The sequence below is a fragment of the Pseudomonas sp. MF7453 genome (assembly GCF_016405455.1).
GTDB classification, from domain to species: Bacteria; Pseudomonadota; Gammaproteobacteria; order Pseudomonadales; family Pseudomonadaceae; genus Aquipseudomonas; species Aquipseudomonas paralactis.
Map to the genome: position 1 here is coordinate 213,331 of NZ_JAEKCN010000003.1, position 18,607 is coordinate 231,937.

Sequence of the window (18,607 nt, forward strand, 5' to 3'; positions counted from 1 at the left end):
GCTGATGTTAGAGGGTTCATAGATAAGTTCAACGCGACCCGTTTCCATCCACTGGCACGCAGCGACGCCCCCACATAGATAAATAAGTCTTGTATTTCAATGAGATGAAAAAATTCTCAAAAAAATCGGGACGTCCTTGCCAGGTAAAAAAACCAATCACTTACGCAAAGGTAAGCAAATGCTTACGTGCGCGATTGCGGAAAAGGGCAATAAACCTCATTGCCCACCGTTTACGGGCATCAGTCGTCACTGACCGTAATCGTCGGCATCGCCGGCGCGGCCGCTTCCTGCAAGACAATGCGCGCACCGACATGCCGGGCCAGCTCCTGGTAGATCATCGCGACCTGCCCTTCGGGCTCGGCCGCTACAGTGGGTTTGCCACCATCGGCCTGTTCACGAATGTCCATCGACAGCGGCAAAGAAGCGAGCAGTTCGACGCCATACTGCGTGGCCAGCTTTTCACCGCCCCCTTCACCGAACAGATGCTCGGCATGACCGCAGTTGGAACAGATGTGCACCGCCATGTTTTCCACAACACCCAGCACCGGGATGTTGACCTTGCGGAACATCTCGACGCCTTTTCTGGCGTCCAGCAGCGCCAGGTCCTGGGGCGTGGTGACGATCACCGCACCGGCCACCGGGACTTTTTGTGCCAGGGTCAGCTGGATGTCGCCGGTGCCTGGGGGCATGTCGATCACCAGGTAATCGAGGTCGCCCCAGGCGGTCTGTGTGACCAATTGCAGCAACGCCCCGGAGACCATCGGCCCGCGCCAGACCATCGGCGTGTTGTCATCGGTCAGGAAGGCCATGGACATCACCTCCACACCCAGCGACTCGATGGGCACAAACCATTTCTGATCCTTGACCTTCGGCCGTGTGCCTTCGGCGATGCCGAACATCACGCCCTGGCTTGGGCCGTAGATATCGGCGTCGAGAATCCCCACTCGCGCGCCTTCGCGGGCCAGGGCCAAAGCCAGGTTGGCCGCAGTGGTGGATTTGCCCACGCCGCCCTTGCCGGAGGCTACCGCCACCACGTTCTTGACATTGGCCAAACCCGGGATCTGCGCCTGGGCCTTGTGCGGGGCGATCACGCACTGGATCTCGACCTTGGCCGATCCCACGCCATCAATGCCTTCAATGGCCATTTGCAGCATCTGCGCCCAACCACGCTTGAACAAACCTGCGGCATAACCCAGTTGCATCTGTACCGACACCTGGTCGCCCTGGACCTCGATGTTGCGCACACAACCGGCACTGACCGGGTCCTGGTTCAAATAGGGGTCGGTGTACTGGCGAAGAACGGCTTCCACCGCTGCGCGATTGACGGCGCTCATGGGCTACTCCCGAAAAAAGACTGACTGAAACAGGCGGCTATCCTAACCGTTCCGACGGTTGAACGGCACGCTTTCGAGGTTCCGGAAGATTCTGAAACAGCGTCACGGGGTGAAATAAATTTCCCGGCGCTTTATAGTGGCCGACCTCCGTTTCATCAAGTAGCCGAGCCCCATGTCCGAGCCACGCAAGATCCTCGTCACCAGCGCCCTGCCCTATGCCAATGGTTCCATCCATCTTGGCCATATGCTTGAGTACATCCAGACCGATATGTGGGTGCGCTTCCAGAAGCATCGCGGCAATCAATGCATTTATGTCTGCGCGGACGACGCCCACGGTTCGGCCATCATGTTGCGCGCCGAAAAGGAAGGCATCACCCCGGAACAACTGATCGCCAACGTGCAGGCTGAACACAGCGCCGACTTTGCCGAGTTCCTGGTGGACTTCGACAACTTCCATTCGACCCACTCGGACGAAAACCGCGAGTTGTCGAGCCAGATCTACCTGCGGTTGAAAGAAGCCGGGCACATCGACCAACGTTCGGTGACCCAGTATTTCGACCCGGAAAAGAAGATGTTCCTGGCCGACCGCTTCATCAAGGGCACCTGCCCGAAGTGCGGCACCGAAGACCAGTACGGCGACAACTGCGAAAAATGCGGCGCGACCTACGCACCGACCGACTTGAAGGACCCCAAGTCGGCGATCTCCGGCGCCACTCCGGTGCTTAAAGACTCGCAGCACTTCTTCTTCAAGCTCCCGGATTTCCAGCAAATGCTGCAAACCTGGACGCGCAGCGGCACCTTGCAGGACGCCGTGGCCAACAAACTCTCCGAATGGCTCGACAGTGGCCTGCAGCAGTGGGACATCTCCCGCGACGCGCCGTACTTCGGCTTCGAGATCCCGGGCGAGCCGGGCAAGTACTTCTATGTATGGCTGGACGCGCCGATCGGCTACATGGCCAGCTTCAAGAACCTCTGCGATCGCACCCCGGAGCTGGACTTCGACGCGTTCTGGGGCAAAGACTCCACTGCCGAGCTGTACCACTTTATCGGCAAGGACATCGTCAACTTCCACGCGCTGTTCTGGCCGGCAATGCTTGAAGGTTCGGGCTACCGCAAGCCGACCGGCATTGCCGTGCACGGCTACCTGACGGTCAATGGGCAGAAAATGTCCAAGTCCCGTGGCACCTTTATCAAGGCACGCACCTACCTGGATCACCTGTCGCCGGAATACCTGCGCTATTACTACGCGTCCAAGCTGGGCCGGGGTGTCGACGACCTGGACCTGAACCTGGAGGACTTCGTACAGAAGGTCAACTCGGATCTGGTGGGTAAAGTCGTCAACATCGCCAGCCGTTGCGCCGGTTTTATCCACAAGGGTAACGCAGGCGTACTGGTAGCCGAGAACGCTGCACCGGAGCTGACCGACGCCTTCCTGGCCGCCGCGCCAAGCATCGCCGACGCCTATGAGGCCCGCGACTTTGCCCGCGCCATGCGCGAGATCATGGGCCTGGCCGATCGTGCCAACGCCTGGATCGCCGACAAGGCCCCGTGGTCGCTGAACAAGCAGGAAGGCAAGGAAGCCGAGGTGCAGGCTATCTGTGCCACAGGCGTCAATCTGTTCCGCCAGTTGGTGATTTTCCTCAAGCCGGTGCTGCCATTGCTGGCCGCCGATGCCGAGGCGTTCCTCAACGTGGCGCCGTTGACCTGGAACGATCACGCCACCTTGCTCGGTAATCATCAGTTGAACGCCTTCAAGCCCCTGATGACCCGTATTGACCCGGTGAAAGTCCAGGCCATGACCGACGCTTCGAAAGAAGACCTGGTCGCCAGCCAGACCGATACCGGCCAATCTGCGCCGACGGGCAATGGCGAGCTGGCCAAGGACCCGATTTCCCCGGAAATCGATTTCGACGCCTTTGCCGCCGTGGATTTGCGCGTGGCACTGATCATCAAAGCCGAAGCTGTGGAAGGTGCCGACAAGCTGCTGCGCCTGACGCTGGATATCGGTGACGAGCAGCGCAACGTGTTCTCCGGGATCAAGAGCGCTTACCCGGACCCGTCCAAGCTCGACGGTCGCCTGACCATGATGATCGCCAACCTCAAGCCACGGAAGATGAAGTTCGGTATTTCCGAAGGCATGGTGATGGCGGCTGGCCCTGGCGGCGAAGAAATCTACCTGCTGAGCCCCGACAGCGGCGCCAAGCCGGGTCAACGCATCAAGTAACCCCTGCAAAATGCCCCGCTGTTGCTACGGCGGGGCTTTTCAGCTTGCCCACCTCCCTGGGCCGGGCGTCAACGCTATGATCACAGCATGAACCTCATTCAACGTATCGACGCGCTGCTGCCGCAGACTCAATGCGGCAAATGCGGGCACCCGGGTTGCAAGCCTTATGCAGAAGGCATCGCCAAAGGCGAGGCCATCAACAAGTGCCCGCCCGGTGGGCAGGAAACCATCGCCGGGCTTGCGCAACTGCTGCACCTGCCACTGCTGGAGCTGGACACCAGCCGCGGGGAAGCGCCCGCGCAGGTAGCCTATATCCGTGAGGCCGAATGCATCGGTTGTACCAAATGCATCCAGGCTTGCCCGGTGGATGCCATTGTGGGTGCCGCCAAGCTCATGCACACGGTGATTATCGATGAGTGCACCGGTTGCGACCTGTGTTTCGCACCCTGCCCTGTCGACTGTATCGAGATGCGTGCGCTCGCTGACGTGCTGCCTATCGTGGGCGACCTGGCTGGCAGCAATGACGAGCGGCGTGAACGTGACCTCAAACGTGACCGAGCGCGGCGGCGCTTCGAACAACGTAACGCCCGCCTGCAACGTGAGGAAGCCCGCAAGCTCGCCGAACGCCTGACACGGGCCAAACCTGCAGCTGCAATGGAAACAGCAGCGATAGATAATCATCAGGGCGCGCAGGAAGCCGCCATCAAGCAGGCCAGAATCAGCGTCACCATGAGTCGCGCTCAGTTGCACAAGTCCTTGAAGGCGTTTGGGCATCCTCCGACCTTTGAGCAACAGTCGCAATTGATTAAGCTGCAACGGCAGTTTGAAGCTTGCGAACAGGCGCTTGCCAAGCTGGAGGCCAACAGTGCGCCGCCGACAAAGACACCCCAAGGCACCGACCTCAAGCGCGCAAAGATCCAACTGGCCATGCGTCGGGCCGAGCTGAAAAAGGCCCAGGCCGAGCAGGCTGGCGAGCAGCAGCTGGCAGCCTTGAGCGCTGCTTTGAACGCCGCCGAGCAGACGCTGCAGGATGCCGAGGCCAACACTGGCGCCTGAACCTGCACGCTGTATTGCTAACATCACGTCGACCGCCTGCAAGGAAACGTCCGCCCCTATGAATGCCGCAAAACGCCTGGAAATCTTCCGCAGGTTCCACGAAGACAATCCGGAACCGAAAACCGAACTGGCTTACTCCTCACCGTTCGAATTACTGATTGCGGTGATCCTGTCAGCCCAATCAACGGACGTTGGGGTTAACAAGGCGACGGCGAAGCTGTATCCCGTGGCCAATACCCCGGCCGCAATTTACGCCCTGGGTGTGGAAGGCCTGTCCGAATACATCAAGACCATCGGCCTGTATAACAGCAAGGCCAAGAATGTGATCGAAACGTGCCGCCTACTGGTGGAGCTGCATGATGCTGAAGTCCCGCAAACGCGTGAAGCCCTGGAGGCCTTGCCAGGGGTGGGCCGTAAAACGGCCAATGTGGTGCTCAATACCGCATTCAGGCAACTGACCATGGCAGTGGACACTCACATCTTCCGGGTCAGTAACCGAACCGGTATTGCGCGGGGCAAAAATGTGGTCGAAGTGGAAAAGCAACTGATGAAGTTTGTGCCCAAGCCGTATTTGCTCGACTCCCATCACTGGCTGATCCTGCACGGGCGCTACGTTTGCCAGGCTCGCAAGCCCCGCTGCGGCAGCTGTCGGATCGAAGATTTGTGTGAATACAAGGACAAGACGTCAGACGATTGAGCGACCATTGCTTTTTTTGATCAGTCGATTGAAAAAATCTTTTTTACCCGTTCGCAGATTATCGCTATAAGGAGCCCCAATGGCAGTCTTAGCCCGGAGTTAATCTTATGAGCGCTGGCAAAGAACAACTGGAAGTGGAAGACGACCTCGTTGAGTCGGATGACGATGCGGTAGAGACACCTGTAGAGGTAGCCAAGACCAATTTGAGCAAACGCCGCACTATCGACAATCTACTGGAAGAGCGACGCTTGCAAAAACAGCTGGCCGATTACGACTTCGATCTGTGATCGATGCATGAACGACCGGAAGCCTCCCTGACGGAGGCTTTTTTCTGCCGGATACACGGGTTTTGAGCGGTGCAATGCCCTCCTACACCAAGCCGTTGCGTTGTGCCAACTCGATCAGGTCCACAAGGGAGCGGGCATTGAGCTTGAGTAGCAAGCGGGTCTTATAGGTACTGACGGTTTTGTTGCTCAGGAACATGCCGTCGGCAATCTCCTTGTTGGTTTTGCCACGGGCCAGTTGTTGCAGCACCATCATCTCTCGCCCCGACAAGCGTTCAACCATTTCGGCTTCACTGGCGTTGCCCATGGTTGAACGCACCGAATTGAGCGCCTGGTTCGGGAAATAGCTGTAGCCGGAGAGCACCGCCTTGATGGCGCTCAAGAGCTCAGTCAGGTCCTGCTGCTTGCAGACATAGCCGGCCGCCCCTGCCTGCATGCAGCGCATGGAAAAATGGCCCGGAGCCTGGGACGTCAGCACCAGCACCTTGAACGATACGGCTTGCTTGGTTGAAGCCAACCGGCAAATCACTTCCAGGCCGTCGAGCTTGGGGATTCCGATATCCAGTATCACAATATCCGGCATATGTTCCCGTGCAAGTTGCAACGCATCGACACCGTTATCGGTCTCGGCAACGACCTCATAACCATGACGCTCCATTAGCATGCGCACAGCAAGACGAATGACGGGATGATCATCCACGATCAGCACTTTATTCATGAGAAAGTCCAATTTCGCTGTTCGAATTATTTAGAGCAAACACAATAGCCTAGTCGATTACTAGTTGGCATAGCATTCCACCCCGAGCAACGGCAGGGAGAGACCCAACCCACAGGAAGATAGGAATTAGCCTACAAAAAATCGCAAACTTAGATGTATGGGGCTTTATGGAAGCTTTCAGATCTTTCTCGACGCGTACACATTTTGACTGAAATGTCCCAGGCATGGGCCCATGAAGGTAAACGCAGCGCACAAGACTTTCAGGAAATACCCCTTGCTTGTAGCCATGCCGCACGCAGAACGGCAAGGAAGGCCCATCTGCATTAGTTCCATTTAACATATTTATAAACTTCCATAATTCCTACAGAAAATTCTACAACTCACCTTCTCATTGCACTTACATGAGTGAATTTTCTGTCAGACATAGTTCCTCCGCAGATGTAAAAAATCATTCAGCGCTAAAAACAAAACGCAAAAAAGTAAAACAACCGTTAAAGTTTCAGAAAAAAACACAGTCAAGCATCTGCTAAACGCCGATAAACATCGCCGCTGTATTTATGTTCATTCAATAATAAACAAGCAAAAAAAATGGCCCCTTGGATAAGGAGCCATTTCGCACACTCAAGACAACACTCAGAACAATGAGCGGCCCTTGTTGGCAGCAATGCGCATACGCAGGGCGTTCAGCTTGATGAAGCCAGCCGCATCCGCCTGGTTGTAGGCGCCACCGTCTTCTTCAAAGGTTGCGATGTTGGAGTCGAACAGTGACTCTTCGGACTTACGGCCAGTGACGATCACGTTGCCCTTGTAGAGCTTCAGGCGCACGACGCCGTTCACGTGGGCCTGGGAAGCGTCGATCATCTGTTGCAGCATCAGACGCTCAGGGCTCCACCAGTAACCGGTGTAGATCAGGCTGGCGTACTTGGGCATCAGCTCGTCTTTAAGGTGGGCGACTTCACGGTCCAGGGTGATGGACTCGATGGCGCGGTGGGCACGCAGCATGATGGTGCCGCCCGGGGTTTCGTAGCAACCGCGGGACTTCATGCCCACATAACGGTTCTCGACGATGTCGAGACGGCCGATACCATGCTGGCCACCGATACGGTTGAGGGTCGCCAGCACGGTGGCCGGAGACATTTCAACGCCGTCCAACGCAACGATGTCGCCGTTGCGGTAAGTCAGTTCCAGGTACTGCGGCTTGTCAGGAGCGTTCTCCGGAGAGACGGTCCATTTCCACATGTCTTCTTCGTGCTCGGTCCAGGTGTCTTCCAGCACGCCACCTTCATAGGAGATGTGCAGCAGGTTGGCGTCCATCGAGTACGGCGACTTCTTCTTGCCATGGCGCTCGATCGGGATTGCGTGCTTTTCAGCGTAATCCATCAGCTTTTCACGGGACAGCAGGTCCCATTCACGCCAAGGAGCAATCACTTTTACGCCAGGCTTGAGTGCGTAGGCACCCAGTTCGAAACGCACCTGGTCGTTGCCCTTGCCGGTGGCGCCGTGGGAAATGGCGTCAGCGCCGGTTTCGTTGGCGATCTCAATCAAGCGCTTGGCGATCAGCGGACGTGCGATGGAGGTACCCAGCAGGTACTCACCTTCGTAGACAGTGTTGGCGCGAAACATCGGGAATACGAAATCGCGGACGAACTCTTCGCGCAGGTCGTCAATGTAGATCTCTTTCACGCCCATGGCTTGCGCCTTGGCACGTGCAGGTTCGACCTCTTCGCCCTGACCCAGGTCAGCGGTGAAGGTCACCACTTCACAGTTATAAGTATCCTGCAGCCACTTGAGGATCACCGAAGTGTCCAGGCCGCCGGAATACGCGAGAACGACCTTGTTTACGTCGGCCATGCCATCACTCCACGGGGTTGTACGGAAAGGCGACGATTCTACCGATCAAAACCGCGAAATTACAGGGGCGCGACAGCAAATGAAGATAAAGCGACAGATTATGTCGAGCGGGCGACCGATGGTCGCACCTACGACGTGGCCGCCGGGTTGCTCGGCACCGTGGCCTGGGGTGCCGGTTTCTCGGGAGCAGCTACCCGCTCAAGCTGGATATTCACCCGACGATTACGGGCGCGGTTGGCGGCATTGGTGTTGGGGGCCAGCGGGTAGCTTTCGCCATGGAAACGCAGGGTGATCTGCGACTCCTGAATGCCATTGGCCTTCAAGTAATCCATCACCGCCAGGGCGCGGCGGCGCGAGACGTCGCGGTTGGTCAGCCGATTGCCACTGTTATCCGAGTGGCCATTCAACTCGACATGATTGACGGTGGGGTCGGCCTTCATGAACGCAAGAATCACAGACAGCTTCTTCTTGGCGCCAGCGTCCAGCTCAATGCCACCACCGGGGAAGCCGACTTCCGTCTGCTTGACCTGGTCGTAATTCATCGGCAACAGCTTGGCGGTGCACGACTGATAGTCGCTGTAGGCCTTGCTGAACCTCACCGGCAGCAGACGCACCTCCGAGTAACCGCCTTCGCGCGCGTAATGCCTTACCGTCGGGCTGCGCCCCTCAAGCAAGCCGGTGAAGAGGCGCCCGGCCTGAGCCTGGGAGCTATTGAACAGTACGTCGCCACTGCCGACACGCACCGCCCCGAGGTTGATATCGCCTCGGCCCGGCTGCCAGGGCGCGGCCGCGGCCAGCAAGGTTGCCGAACCTGCGCCAAACGCACCGTTATAGGCTTTCAGGCGAAACGTCGCCTGCTCGCCGGCCCGGCGCACGAACTCCCCGGAACCAAAATCGGTGATCGGCTGCGTCAGGCGGCACTCGAACTGATCGCCCTCTACCTTCCACTCAATATTCTCCAGACGTGTCTGGAACGTGAGGGCCATAGCGGGCAGGCTGGCGAACACACTGAGCAGGGCTAGATAATGCTGGCGCACGGGAGGCTCCACTGGTTTTTACAACACTTCAAAGCGTCATACATCGTTAAGGCATACCCGGGGATATCGGTAGCATCCGGCAAAACTTGATAGCGAGTGCCTGCAAGAGTCTTTTCCGGTAGCATTCCCACCAGATTGACCCGCCTGGAATCCCCAATGTCCGACCGCCTGACCCTGCTGCGTCCCGACGACTGGCATATTCATCTTCGTGATGGTGCTGCGTTACCCCAAACCGTGGCCGATGTTGCGCGCACGTTTGGCCGTGCCATCATCATGCCTAACCTGGTACCTCCGGTGCGCAATGCCGCAGAAGCCGACGCCTATCGCCAGCGTATTCTCGCTGCACGACCGGCCGGCAGCCGCTTTGAACCGTTGATGGTGCTCTACCTGACCGACCGCACCCAGCCTGAAGAGATTCGCCAGGCCAAGGCCAGCGGCTTCGTACATGCCGCCAAGCTCTACCCGGCCGGCGCGACCACCAACTCCGATTCCGGCGTCACCAGCATCGACAAGATCCTGCCGGCGATCGAAGCCATGGCCGAAGTCGGTATGCCGTTGCTGATCCACGGGGAAGTCACCCGTGGCGATGTGGATGTGTTCGATCGCGAGAAGATTTTCATCGACGAACACATGCGCCGTGTGGTCGAGCTGTTCCCGACCCTGAAGGTCGTGTTCGAGCACATCACCACCGCCGATGCCGTGCAGTTCGTCACCGAAGCTTCGGCTAACGTTGGTGCGACCATCACCGCTCATCACCTGCTCTACAACCGCAACCACATGTTGGTGGGCGGGATTCGGCCGCACTTCTATTGCCTGCCGATTCTCAAGCGCAATACTCACCAGGTGGCACTGCTGGATGCCGCCACCAGCGGCAGTCCGAAGTTCTTCCTCGGCACCGACTCGGCGCCCCACGCCCAGCACGCCAAGGAAGCGGCCTGCGGCTGTGCCGGCTGCTACACGGCGTTTGCCGCCATCGAGCTGTATGCCGAGGCGTTCGAACAACGCAATGCCCTGGACAAACTCGAAGGTTTTGCCAGCCTCAATGGTCCGCGTTTCTACGGCCTGCCGGCGAATACCGATCGCATCACCCTGGTTCGTGAAGACTGGACCGCCCCCGCCAGCCTGCCATTTGGCGAGCTGACCGTTATCCCGCTGCGCGCCGGTGAAACACTGCGCTGGCGCCTGCTGGAGGAAAGCAAGTGAGTGAAGACCATTACGACGACGAACAAGAGCACGGCGGCGGCGGTTCGCGCCACCCGATGGCCGAGCGTTTTCGCGGCTATCTGCCGGTTGTCATCGACGTAGAAACCGGTGGTTTCAATTGCGCCACCGACGCGCTGCTGGAAATCGCGGCGACCACCATCGGCATGGACGAACAGGGTTTCGTGTTCCCGGAACACACCCACTTCTTCCGGGTAGAGCCGTTCGAAGGCGCCAATATCGAAGCCGCTGCCCTGGAGTTCACCGGGATCAAGCTCGACCATCCGCTGCGCATGGCCGTCAGTGAAGAAGCGGCGCTGACCGATATCTTCCGCGGTGTACGCAAGGCGCTGAAGGCCAATGGCTGCAAACGTGCGATTCTGGTCGGCCACAACAGCAGCTTCGACCTGGGTTTCCTGAATGCCGCCGTGGCGCGCCTGGACATGAAGCGCAACCCGTTTCACCCGTTCTCCAGCTTCGACACTGCAACCCTTGCAGGCCTGGCGTATGGCCAAACGGTACTGGCCAAAGCCTGCCAGGCAGCCGGTATCGACTTTGACGGTCGTGAGGCCCACTCGGCCCGCTACGACACCGAAAAGACCGCCGACCTGTTCTGTGGCATCGTCAACCGCTGGAAACAGATGGGTGGCTGGGAAGACTTCAACGACTAAGACGCCTCCCACAAAAAAACCGGCCTTCTCAGGCCGGTTTTTTTATACCAAAACGCAGGCTTACAGCTTGCCGGCGTTCTCGGTCAGGTAAGCGGCAACGCCTTCTGGCGAAGCGTTCATGCCTTTGTCGCCTTTTTTCCAGTTGGCAGGGCAGACTTCACCGTGCTCTTCGTGGAATTGCAGAGCGTCAACCAGGCGGATCAGCTCTTCCATGTTACGGCCCAGAGGCAGGTCGTTGATGATCTGCGAACGCACGACGCCCTTGTCGTCGATCAGGAACGCGCCACGGAAAGCGACGCCGCCTTCGGACTCAACGTCGTAGGCCTTGGCGATGTCGTGCTTCATGTCGGCAGCCATGGTGTATTTGACTTTGCCGATACCGCCATCATTGATGGCCGTGTTGCGCCAGGCGTTGTGGGTGAAATGGGAGTCGATGGACACCGCAACCACTTCAACGTTACGCGCCTTGAAATCGTCCATGCGGTGATCCAGAGCAATCAGCTCCGAAGGGCAGACGAAAGTGAAGTCCAGCGGGTAGAAGAATACCAGGCCGTATTTGCCTTTGATGGCTTCAGACAGTTTGAAGCTGTCGACGATTTCGCCATTGCCGAGGACGGCTGGTACGTCGAAATCCGGGGCTTGTTTACCGACGAGTACGCTCATTGGATATCTCCTGATATAGGGATGACGATTGAAGTAAAAGGACCGGTCGAGTCTGCCTGTGGAAACAGACAGAAACATGACGCAATCACGCTTCGTGAAGACCGATCATCATACACCGAAAAAACCGTTCGTCAGCGCACGGGCCATCCGCCCGAATTGCTGTTGAAACTATTTTGACAATCATTCTCGTTAACATTAAGATCCATCGCACCTAAGCCATAAACCCGCGACGGTTCTCACTTATGTATGTCTGCCTCTGCACTGGCGTCACCGACGGACAAATCCGCGAAGCAATCTACGAAGGTTGCTGCAGCTACAAAGAAGTGCGTGAAACCACGGGCGTTGCCAGCCAGTGCGGCAAATGCGCCTGCCTCGCCAAGCAAGTGGTACGGGAAACCCTGACGCAGCTGCAAACAGCCCAGGCCGCGCTCCCCTACTCGACAGAATTTACACACGCCTGATAGGCATGTTTTAAAGAACCGGACCTTGTGTCCGGTTTTTTTATGCCTGTAATTCAATTAGTTAGCGTCAAGACGCGGAACACAAACATTCTTATTCCGATTAATTTTCATTTATTATTCAATAACTTAGGTTTGACACTAGGATTTTCACCGCTCAGACTCCGCCCTATACACAGCTATTACAGGGCAGGACCCCAGTCATGAAAGGCGACATCTCAGTCATCCAGCAACTCAATAAAATCCTTGCCAATGAACTGGTCGCGATCAATCAGTACTTTCTGCATGCGCGCATGTACGACGATTGGGGCCTGGAAAAGCTTGGCAAGCGTGAATACAAAGAATCGATCAAGGCCATGAAGGACGCCGACGCGCTGATCAAGCGCATCCTGTTCCTTGAAGGTCTGCCGAACGTGCAAGACCTGGGCAAGCTGAACATCGGCGAGCACACTCAGGAAATGATCGGCAGCGACCTGGGCTTTGAGCGCAAAAGCCACAGCGACATCAAGGCAGCGATTGCCCACTGCGAAACCAAGGGCGATTTCGGCAGCCGTGAGCTGTTGGAAGACATCCTTGAGGACCAGGAAGAACACATCGACTGGCTGGAAACCCAGCTGGGCCTGATCGACAAGGTCAGCCTGGAAAATTACCTGCAATCGCAGATGGGCGAATAACCCGTAGCGTTCAGGCACAAAAAAGCCCCGCTCTCACCAGAGAAGCGGGGCTTTTTATTGCTCGCCAATTAGGCGTCAGTCTTGACTGCTGCTTTTTGCGCTGCGCTTTTGATCAACTCTTGCAGCGAACCATCAGCTGCCATTTCAGTGATGATGTCGCTACCGCCAACCAGTTCACCGGCTACCCACAACTGCGGGAAAGTCGGCCAGTTGGCGTACTTTGGCAGGTTGGCGCGGATCTCGGGGTTTTGCAGGATATCCACGTAAGCGAACTTCTCGCCACACGCCATGACGGCCTGGGACGCTTTCGCGGAGAAACCGCACTGAGGCGCGTTTGGAGCGCCTTTCATGTAAAGCAGAATGGTGTTGTTGGCAATCTGCTCTTTGATCGTTTCGATGATATCCATGGAACACCTCTGCAGGAACTTTGCGACTCACGGGTCGGCACGGTGGCGCATTGTAACGCAAAAATCCAACGGGATGCTCAGGCCGCCGCCACCTTCACCGGTACCCCATTGAGCGCCGCATTACCCGACAACTCATCCAATTGCCGCTCGTCGGTCAAGTCATTCGCACTCGCACCCGGCTGGCCGCTTGCAATGCTCATCTGTACGCCCGGACGATCGTGCCCCCAACCGTGAGGCAGGCTGACCACACCCGGCATCATGTCCGCGCTGGCCACAACTTCCACTTCGATCATGCCAATGCGCGAACTCACTTGCACCCGCTGCCCATCGCTCAACTGCCGAGTGGTCATATCATCCGGGTGCATCAACAGTTGATGACGCGGCTTGCCCTTCACCAACCGGTGATAGTTATGCATCCACGAATTATTGCTGCGCACATGGCGCCGACCGATCAGCAACAGCTCGTCGGCCACAGGCACGGGCTGCGCGGCAAAACGCGCAAGGTCCGCCAGGATCACCGACGGTGCCGCCTGCACCTTGCCATCGGCGGTTTTCAGCCGGGCGCCCAGGTTTGGCTTGAGTGGGCCCAGGTCCACGCCGTGAGGGTGATCGGCCAGCATCGCCACCGACAACTTGTGTGCAGACGCATCCCCATAAGTACCGGCACGCAGCCCGAAATCAATCATCTGCGCCGGCGGCATTGTCGGTTTGAGTGATACGCCGGTCTGCGCTGCAAAGGCTTTGGCCAAGCCGACGAAAATTTCCCAATCGTGCAGCGCGCCTGCAGGCTTGGGCAGGATCGCGCGATTGAAGCGCGTGAGGTTGCGCACTGCGAACATGTTGAAAGTGGTGTCGTAGTGGTCATTTTCCAATGCCGACGTGGACGGCAGGATCAGGTCGGCATAACGCGTGGTTTCGTTGATGTAGAGATCCACACTGACCATGAACTCCAACCCATCCAGCGCCTGCTCCAGTTGACGGCCATTGGGCGTGGACAGAACCGGGTTGCCGGCCACTGTCACCAGGGCGCGTATTTGCCCTTCGCCTTCGGTGAGTATTTCTTCAGCCAAGGCCGATACCGGCAATTCGCCCCCGTACTCGGGACGCCCGGACACACGGCTCTGCCAGCGATTGAAATGTCCGCCTCCGGTCGAGGCCACCAGGTCCACCGCCGGTGTGGTGCACAACGCACCTCCCACCCGATCCAGGTTGCCGGTCACCAGGTTGATCAATTGCACCAGCCAATGGCACAACGTGCCGAATGCCTGGGTCGAGACGCCCATGCGTCCGTAGCACACCGCTTTATCGGCGGCCGCAAAGTCTCGCGCCAATTGACGGATCTGCTCGGCAGGCACTGCACATTGGCGGCTCATGGCCTCGGCGGTAAAGCTGGCGATCGCATGGCGTACGTCGTCCAGGCCCTCAACCGGTAAATGGCTGGCGCGGGTCAGCCCTTCCGTAAACAAGGTGTTGAGCACCCCGAACAACAACGCCGCATCACCACCGGGGCGTACGAACAGATGCTGATCGGCAATCGCCGCCGTCTCGCTGCGCCGCGGGTCGACCACCACCACTTTACCGCCCCTTGCCTGAATGGCTTTAAGGCGTTTCTCCACATCGGGCACGGTCATGATGCTGCCGTTGGACGCCAGCGGGTTACCGCCCAGAATCAGCATGAAGTCGGTGTGGTCGATGTCCGGGATCGGCAGCAGCAAGCCATGGCCGTACATCAGGTGACTGGTCAAATGATGGGGTAATTGGTCGACGGAGGTCGCGGAGAACCGGTTGCGCGTCTTCAAAAGGCCGAGAAAATAATTACTGTGCGTCATCAACCCATAGTTGTGCACGCTCGGATTGCCCTGGTACACCGCCACCGCGTTCTGGCCATGCCGGGCCTGGATGCCGGCAAGGCGTTCGGCTACAAGTGCGAAGGCATCTTCCCATGGGATCGGCTGCCATTCGCTGCCAACCCGCAGCATGGGCTGGTGCAGGCGGTCCGGGTCATTCTGAATATCCTGCAGCGCTACGGCCTTGGGGCAGATGTGCCCACGGCTGAAACTGTCCAGGGGGTCGCCCTTGATCGAGGTGATCGCCAGGCGACCGTCTTCGGCTTGTGTCGTTTCCAGGGTCAGGCCGCAGATGGCTTCGCACAGGTGGCAGGCACGGTGATGGAGAGTCTTGGTCATGGCCAGTCTCTTTATAAGGGCTTTTTATAAGGGCTTTGGCCCAACTATGGCCCGCGACCGCTCAGGGCACCAGCAACCTTCGTGCTGTGAATCGACGGGCATAGGCAAAGGCATGGCTAACCATGAGCAAATGTTTCAGAAGCCTTGCGCATACCGACCAAAAGCGACGCAACCTGGCCTGGGCCCGCCCCCGCGCATTGCAAAACGTCTGGACGCCAGTGTACAAATGGCTCACTGCTGTCGGGAAATCGTCTTCAAACGCGCGTTAGCGCCCTGCTTGAACACTCTTAAAAACCGTAGCCCTATTGGTAAGACGCGACATTTAATGTCAATATCGCGCCTTCCCCTATTTCGTCGCCCCGTGCGGCTTTCGCCGCAGGTCTCGCCCGTTGTCACAATAAACAAGGCTTTGAGTATCTGCGGTCTGTTGCAAAAAGGTAGTTAATGATGAGCGCAAGGCACTTTCTCTCCCTGATGGATTGCACGCCCGAAGAGCTGGTCAGCGTGATCCGTCGAGGCATTGAGCTTAAAGACCTGCGTAACCGCGGCGTACTGTTTGAGCCCTTGAAAAACCGTGTACTGGGGATGATCTTCGAGAAGTCCTCGACGCGCACACGCCTGTCTTTCGAAGCCGGCATGATCCAGCTGGGTGGCCAGGCAATCTTCCTGTCCCCGCGTGATACCCAACTGGGCCGTGGCGAGCCGATCAGCGATTGCGCCATCGTCATGTCGCGGATGCTCGATGCCGTGATGATCCGTACCTTCGCCCACAGCACCCTGACCGAATTTGCCGCCAACTCCCGCGTGCCGGTGATCAACGGCCTGTCCGACGACCTGCACCCCTGCCAGTTGCTGGCCGACATGCAAACGTTCCTCGAACACCGTGGCTCAATCCAGGGCAAGACCGTGGCCTGGATCGGTGACGGCAACAACATGTGCAACAGCTATATAGAAGCGGCGATCCAGTTCGACTTCCACCTGCGCATCGCTTGCCCTGAAGGCTACGAGCCGAGCGCCGAGTTCATGGCCAAGGCCGATGGCCGCGTGCAGCTGCTGCGTGATCCGAAGGATGCGGTGGTCGGCGCACACTTGGTCAGTACCGACGTCTGGACCTCCATGGGCCAGGAAGACGAGACCGCCAAGCGCCTGGCACAGTTCGCGCCGTTCCAGGTGACACGCGCGCTGCTCGATACCGCAGCGCCGGACGTCCTGTTCATGCATTGCCTGCCTGCTCACCGTGGTGAGGAAATCAGCCTCGACCTGCTCGATGACCCGCGCTCTGTCGCCTGGGACCAGGCTGAAAACCGCCTGCACGCGCAAAAAGCCTTGCTAGAGTTTCTCGTCCCGCCGTCGTACCACCACGCATGAGCCAGCCATTACTGCTGAATCTGCGCAATCTGGCATGCGGCTATCAACATCAACGCGTGGTGCAGAACCTCAACCTGCACCTCAACGCCGGCGACATCGGTTGCCTGCTTGGTTCATCCGGTTGCGGCAAGACCACCACCTTGCGCGCCATTGCCGGCTTTGAACCGGTACACGAAGGCGAAATCAGCCTGGCGGGCGAAGTCATCTCCAGTGCCGGTTTCACCCTGGCACCGGAAAAACGGCGTATCGGCATGGTGTTTCAGGACTACGCACTGTTCCCGCACTTGAGCGTGGCGGACAACATCGCCTTCGGCATTCGCAAGCATGAGCAAAAAGATCGCGTGGTCGCCGAGCTGCTGGAGCTGGTCAACCTCAAGAACCTGGGCAAGCGCTTCCCCCATGAGCTGTCCGGTGGTCAGCAACAACGTGTCGCCCTCGCCCGCGCCCTCGCGCCGGAACCGCAACTGCTGTTGCTGGATGAACCCTTTTCCAACCTCGATGGGGAACTGCGCCGCAAGCTCAGCCATGAAGTGCGCGACATCCTCAAGGCTCGCGGCACCAGCGCGATCCTGGTAACCCATGATCAGGAAGAGGCCTTCGCGGTCAGCGACCATGTCGGCGTGTTCAAGGAGGGTCGTCTTGAGCAATGGGACACGCCCTACAACCTTTACCACGAACCACTGACGCCCTATGTCGCCAGCTTTATCGGCCAGGGTTACTTCATTCGAGGCCGCTTGAACTCACCGGAGTCAGTGAGTACTGAACTGGGTGACTTGCGCGGCAATCGCGCCTATACCTTGCCGACCGGCGCTGCGGTGGACGTGCTGCTGCGCCCGGACGATATCGTGTATGCGCCGGACAGCGCGTTGAAAGCCCGGATCGTCGGCAAGACCTTCCTCGGCGCCTCAACGCTGTATCGGTTACAGCTGCCGACCGGCGCTCAGTTGGAGTCGATTTTCCCCAGCCATGCCGATCACCAAGTGGGTGCAGAGGTGGGGATTCGTGTGGCGGCTGAACATTTGGTGGTGTTCCAGGCATCCGGCAGCACAGCGGCGCAGATTCCCGCTGTTGAGTCAGGCGTGCGCCGCCACAGCGTCGCTCACTGACGAAACCGGATCAAACTGTGGGAGCTGGCTTGCCTGCGATGCAGACAACTCGGGTTATCTGTTACACCGCGTTGATGCTATCGCAGGCAAGCCCACATTTGATCCTCATAGACTTCAAAGAATAATTATCAGGCCCGCCCGATCGGTGCGAATTTGGCCTGGGTGTGTTCAGCCAACACCGCCGCTGGCAATTCGACTTCCAATCCTCTTCTGCCCGCGCTGACAAAAATCGTTGCAAAGGGTTGCGCCGTTTCATCGATAAACGTGCGCAAGCGCTTCTTCTGCCCCAGTGGGCTGATGCCGCCCAAAAGATAGCCAGTGGACCGCTGCGCTGCCGCCGGGTCCGCCATTTCGACCTTTTTTACGCCGGCCGCATGGGCCAGCGCCTTCAAGTCCAGACTTCCGACGACCGGCACCACGGCCACCAACAATTCGCCCTTCTCGCTACTCGCCAAGAGCGTCTTGAACACCTGCGCCGGGTCGAGGCCCAATTTCTCCGCAGCTTCCAGACCATATGACGCCGCCTTGGGGTCATGTTCATAACTGTGAATGCGATGTTCGGCGCGAACTTTTTTCAACAAATCCAGTGCGGGCGTCATGGCGTCTCCGGCAGGGAAATCAGGTACCCAATTCTAGGCCAAGCGCCGGCAAAACGCTCTAGTTCAAGCGCTGC

The 18,607-nt window shown here is 58.2% G+C and carries 18 protein-coding genes; 10 read left to right on the forward strand and 8 right to left on the reverse strand.

The window, feature by feature from the left end; translation table 11 throughout:
• Positions 1-239: 239 nt before the first annotated feature.
• The gene (gene apbC / locus JFT63_RS06880; protein WP_057701392.1) at positions 240-1,334 is read right to left on the reverse strand and encodes an iron-sulfur cluster carrier protein ApbC; all 1,095 of its coding nucleotides are present in this window, start codon (positions 1,332-1,334) and stop codon (positions 240-242) included.
• Positions 1,335-1,506: 172 nt separating this feature from the next.
• On the opposite strand from apbC, the gene metG reads away from it, so the two are divergent.
• The 4 genes from metG (at position 1,507) to JFT63_RS06900 (ending at position 5,598) form a co-directional block, all read left to right on the forward strand.
• Complete coding sequence (gene metG / locus JFT63_RS06885; protein WP_198843652.1) at positions 1,507-3,558, forward strand: methionine--tRNA ligase; 2,052 nt, start codon at positions 1,507-1,509, stop codon at positions 3,556-3,558.
• Between the two features lie 87 nt (positions 3,559-3,645).
• Positions 3,646-4,614, forward strand: a complete 969-nt coding sequence (gene rsxB, locus JFT63_RS06890) for an electron transport complex subunit RsxB (RefSeq protein ID WP_198843653.1) — start codon at positions 3,646-3,648, stop codon at positions 4,612-4,614.
• Between the two features lie 58 nt (positions 4,615-4,672).
• Positions 4,673-5,311, forward strand: coding sequence for an endonuclease III (nth, locus tag JFT63_RS06895; protein ID WP_198843654.1), 639 nt, complete (start codon positions 4,673-4,675; stop codon positions 5,309-5,311).
• A 107-nt stretch (positions 5,312-5,418) separates the two neighbouring features.
• Positions 5,419-5,598, forward strand: coding sequence for a PA3496 family putative envelope integrity protein (locus JFT63_RS06900; protein WP_057701396.1), 180 nt, complete (start codon positions 5,419-5,421; stop codon positions 5,596-5,598).
• Positions 5,599-5,680: 82 nt separating this feature from the next.
• On the opposite strand, the gene JFT63_RS06905 is transcribed toward JFT63_RS06900, so the two are convergent.
• The 3 genes from JFT63_RS06905 to JFT63_RS06915 all read right to left on the reverse strand — a co-directional run bounded on the left by JFT63_RS06905 (position 5,681) and on the right by JFT63_RS06915 (position 9,201).
• On the reverse strand, positions 5,681-6,313 hold the full coding sequence (locus tag JFT63_RS06905; protein ID WP_057701397.1) for a response regulator transcription factor: 633 nt from the start codon (positions 6,311-6,313) through the stop codon (positions 5,681-5,683).
• A gap of 633 nt (positions 6,314-6,946) precedes the next feature.
• Entirely contained in the window at positions 6,947-8,164 is a 1,218-nt protein-coding gene (locus JFT63_RS06910; protein WP_057701398.1) for an argininosuccinate synthase, read from the reverse strand.
• A 128-nt stretch (positions 8,165-8,292) separates the two neighbouring features.
• On the reverse strand, positions 8,293-9,201 hold the full coding sequence (locus JFT63_RS06915) for a flagellar protein MotY (protein WP_198843655.1): 909 nt from the start codon (positions 9,199-9,201) through the stop codon (positions 8,293-8,295).
• Positions 9,202-9,357: 156 nt separating this feature from the next.
• Between JFT63_RS06915 and pyrC the strand changes: the two genes are divergently transcribed.
• Positions 9,358-10,404, forward strand: a complete 1,047-nt coding sequence (gene pyrC, locus JFT63_RS06920; protein ID WP_005785273.1) for a dihydroorotase — start codon at positions 9,358-9,360, stop codon at positions 10,402-10,404.
• Complete coding sequence (rnt, locus tag JFT63_RS06925) at positions 10,401-11,072, forward strand: ribonuclease T (protein WP_057701401.1); 672 nt, start codon at positions 10,401-10,403, stop codon at positions 11,070-11,072. The genes pyrC and rnt overlap by 4 nt, the downstream gene beginning before the upstream one ends.
• Before the next feature lie 60 nt (positions 11,073-11,132).
• On the opposite strand, the gene JFT63_RS06930 is transcribed toward rnt, so the two are convergent.
• The gene (locus JFT63_RS06930; protein ID WP_003172097.1) at positions 11,133-11,735 is read right to left on the reverse strand and encodes a peroxiredoxin; all 603 of its coding nucleotides are present in this window, start codon (positions 11,733-11,735) and stop codon (positions 11,133-11,135) included.
• A gap of 242 nt (positions 11,736-11,977) precedes the next feature.
• On the opposite strand from JFT63_RS06930, the gene JFT63_RS06935 reads away from it, so the two are divergent.
• Complete coding sequence (locus tag JFT63_RS06935; RefSeq protein ID WP_017526354.1) at positions 11,978-12,196, forward strand: bacterioferritin-associated ferredoxin; 219 nt, start codon at positions 11,978-11,980, stop codon at positions 12,194-12,196.
• Between the two features lie 200 nt (positions 12,197-12,396).
• The gene (gene bfr / locus JFT63_RS06940; RefSeq protein ID WP_005785266.1) at positions 12,397-12,867 is read left to right on the forward strand and encodes a bacterioferritin; all 471 of its coding nucleotides are present in this window, start codon (positions 12,397-12,399) and stop codon (positions 12,865-12,867) included.
• A gap of 68 nt (positions 12,868-12,935) precedes the next feature.
• Here bfr and grxD read toward each other — a convergent pair whose 3' ends face one another.
• Together grxD and JFT63_RS06950 are read right to left on the reverse strand one after the other, a co-directional pair.
• A complete protein-coding gene (grxD, locus tag JFT63_RS06945; protein WP_198843656.1) occupies positions 12,936-13,274 on the reverse strand; it encodes a Grx4 family monothiol glutaredoxin in 339 nt (112 codons plus the stop codon).
• Positions 13,275-13,351: 77 nt separating this feature from the next.
• Entirely contained in the window at positions 13,352-15,460 is a 2,109-nt protein-coding gene (locus JFT63_RS06950; RefSeq protein ID WP_198843657.1) for a molybdopterin oxidoreductase family protein, read from the reverse strand.
• Positions 15,461-15,907: 447 nt separating this feature from the next.
• On the opposite strand from JFT63_RS06950, the gene argF reads away from it, so the two are divergent.
• Both argF and JFT63_RS06960 read left to right on the forward strand, forming a co-directional pair.
• A complete protein-coding gene (gene argF / locus JFT63_RS06955) occupies positions 15,908-16,828 on the forward strand; it encodes an ornithine carbamoyltransferase (protein WP_057701405.1) in 921 nt (306 codons plus the stop codon).
• Entirely contained in the window at positions 16,825-17,934 is a 1,110-nt protein-coding gene (locus JFT63_RS06960; protein ID WP_198708418.1) for an ABC transporter ATP-binding protein, read from the forward strand. Before argF ends, JFT63_RS06960 begins: the two co-directional genes overlap by 4 nt.
• 128 nt (positions 17,935-18,062) lie before the next feature.
• Here JFT63_RS06960 and ybaK read toward each other — a convergent pair whose 3' ends face one another.
• Positions 18,063-18,533, reverse strand: a complete 471-nt coding sequence (gene ybaK, locus JFT63_RS06965; RefSeq protein WP_057021816.1) for a Cys-tRNA(Pro) deacylase — start codon at positions 18,531-18,533, stop codon at positions 18,063-18,065.
• Positions 18,534-18,607: the final 74 nt, after the last annotated feature.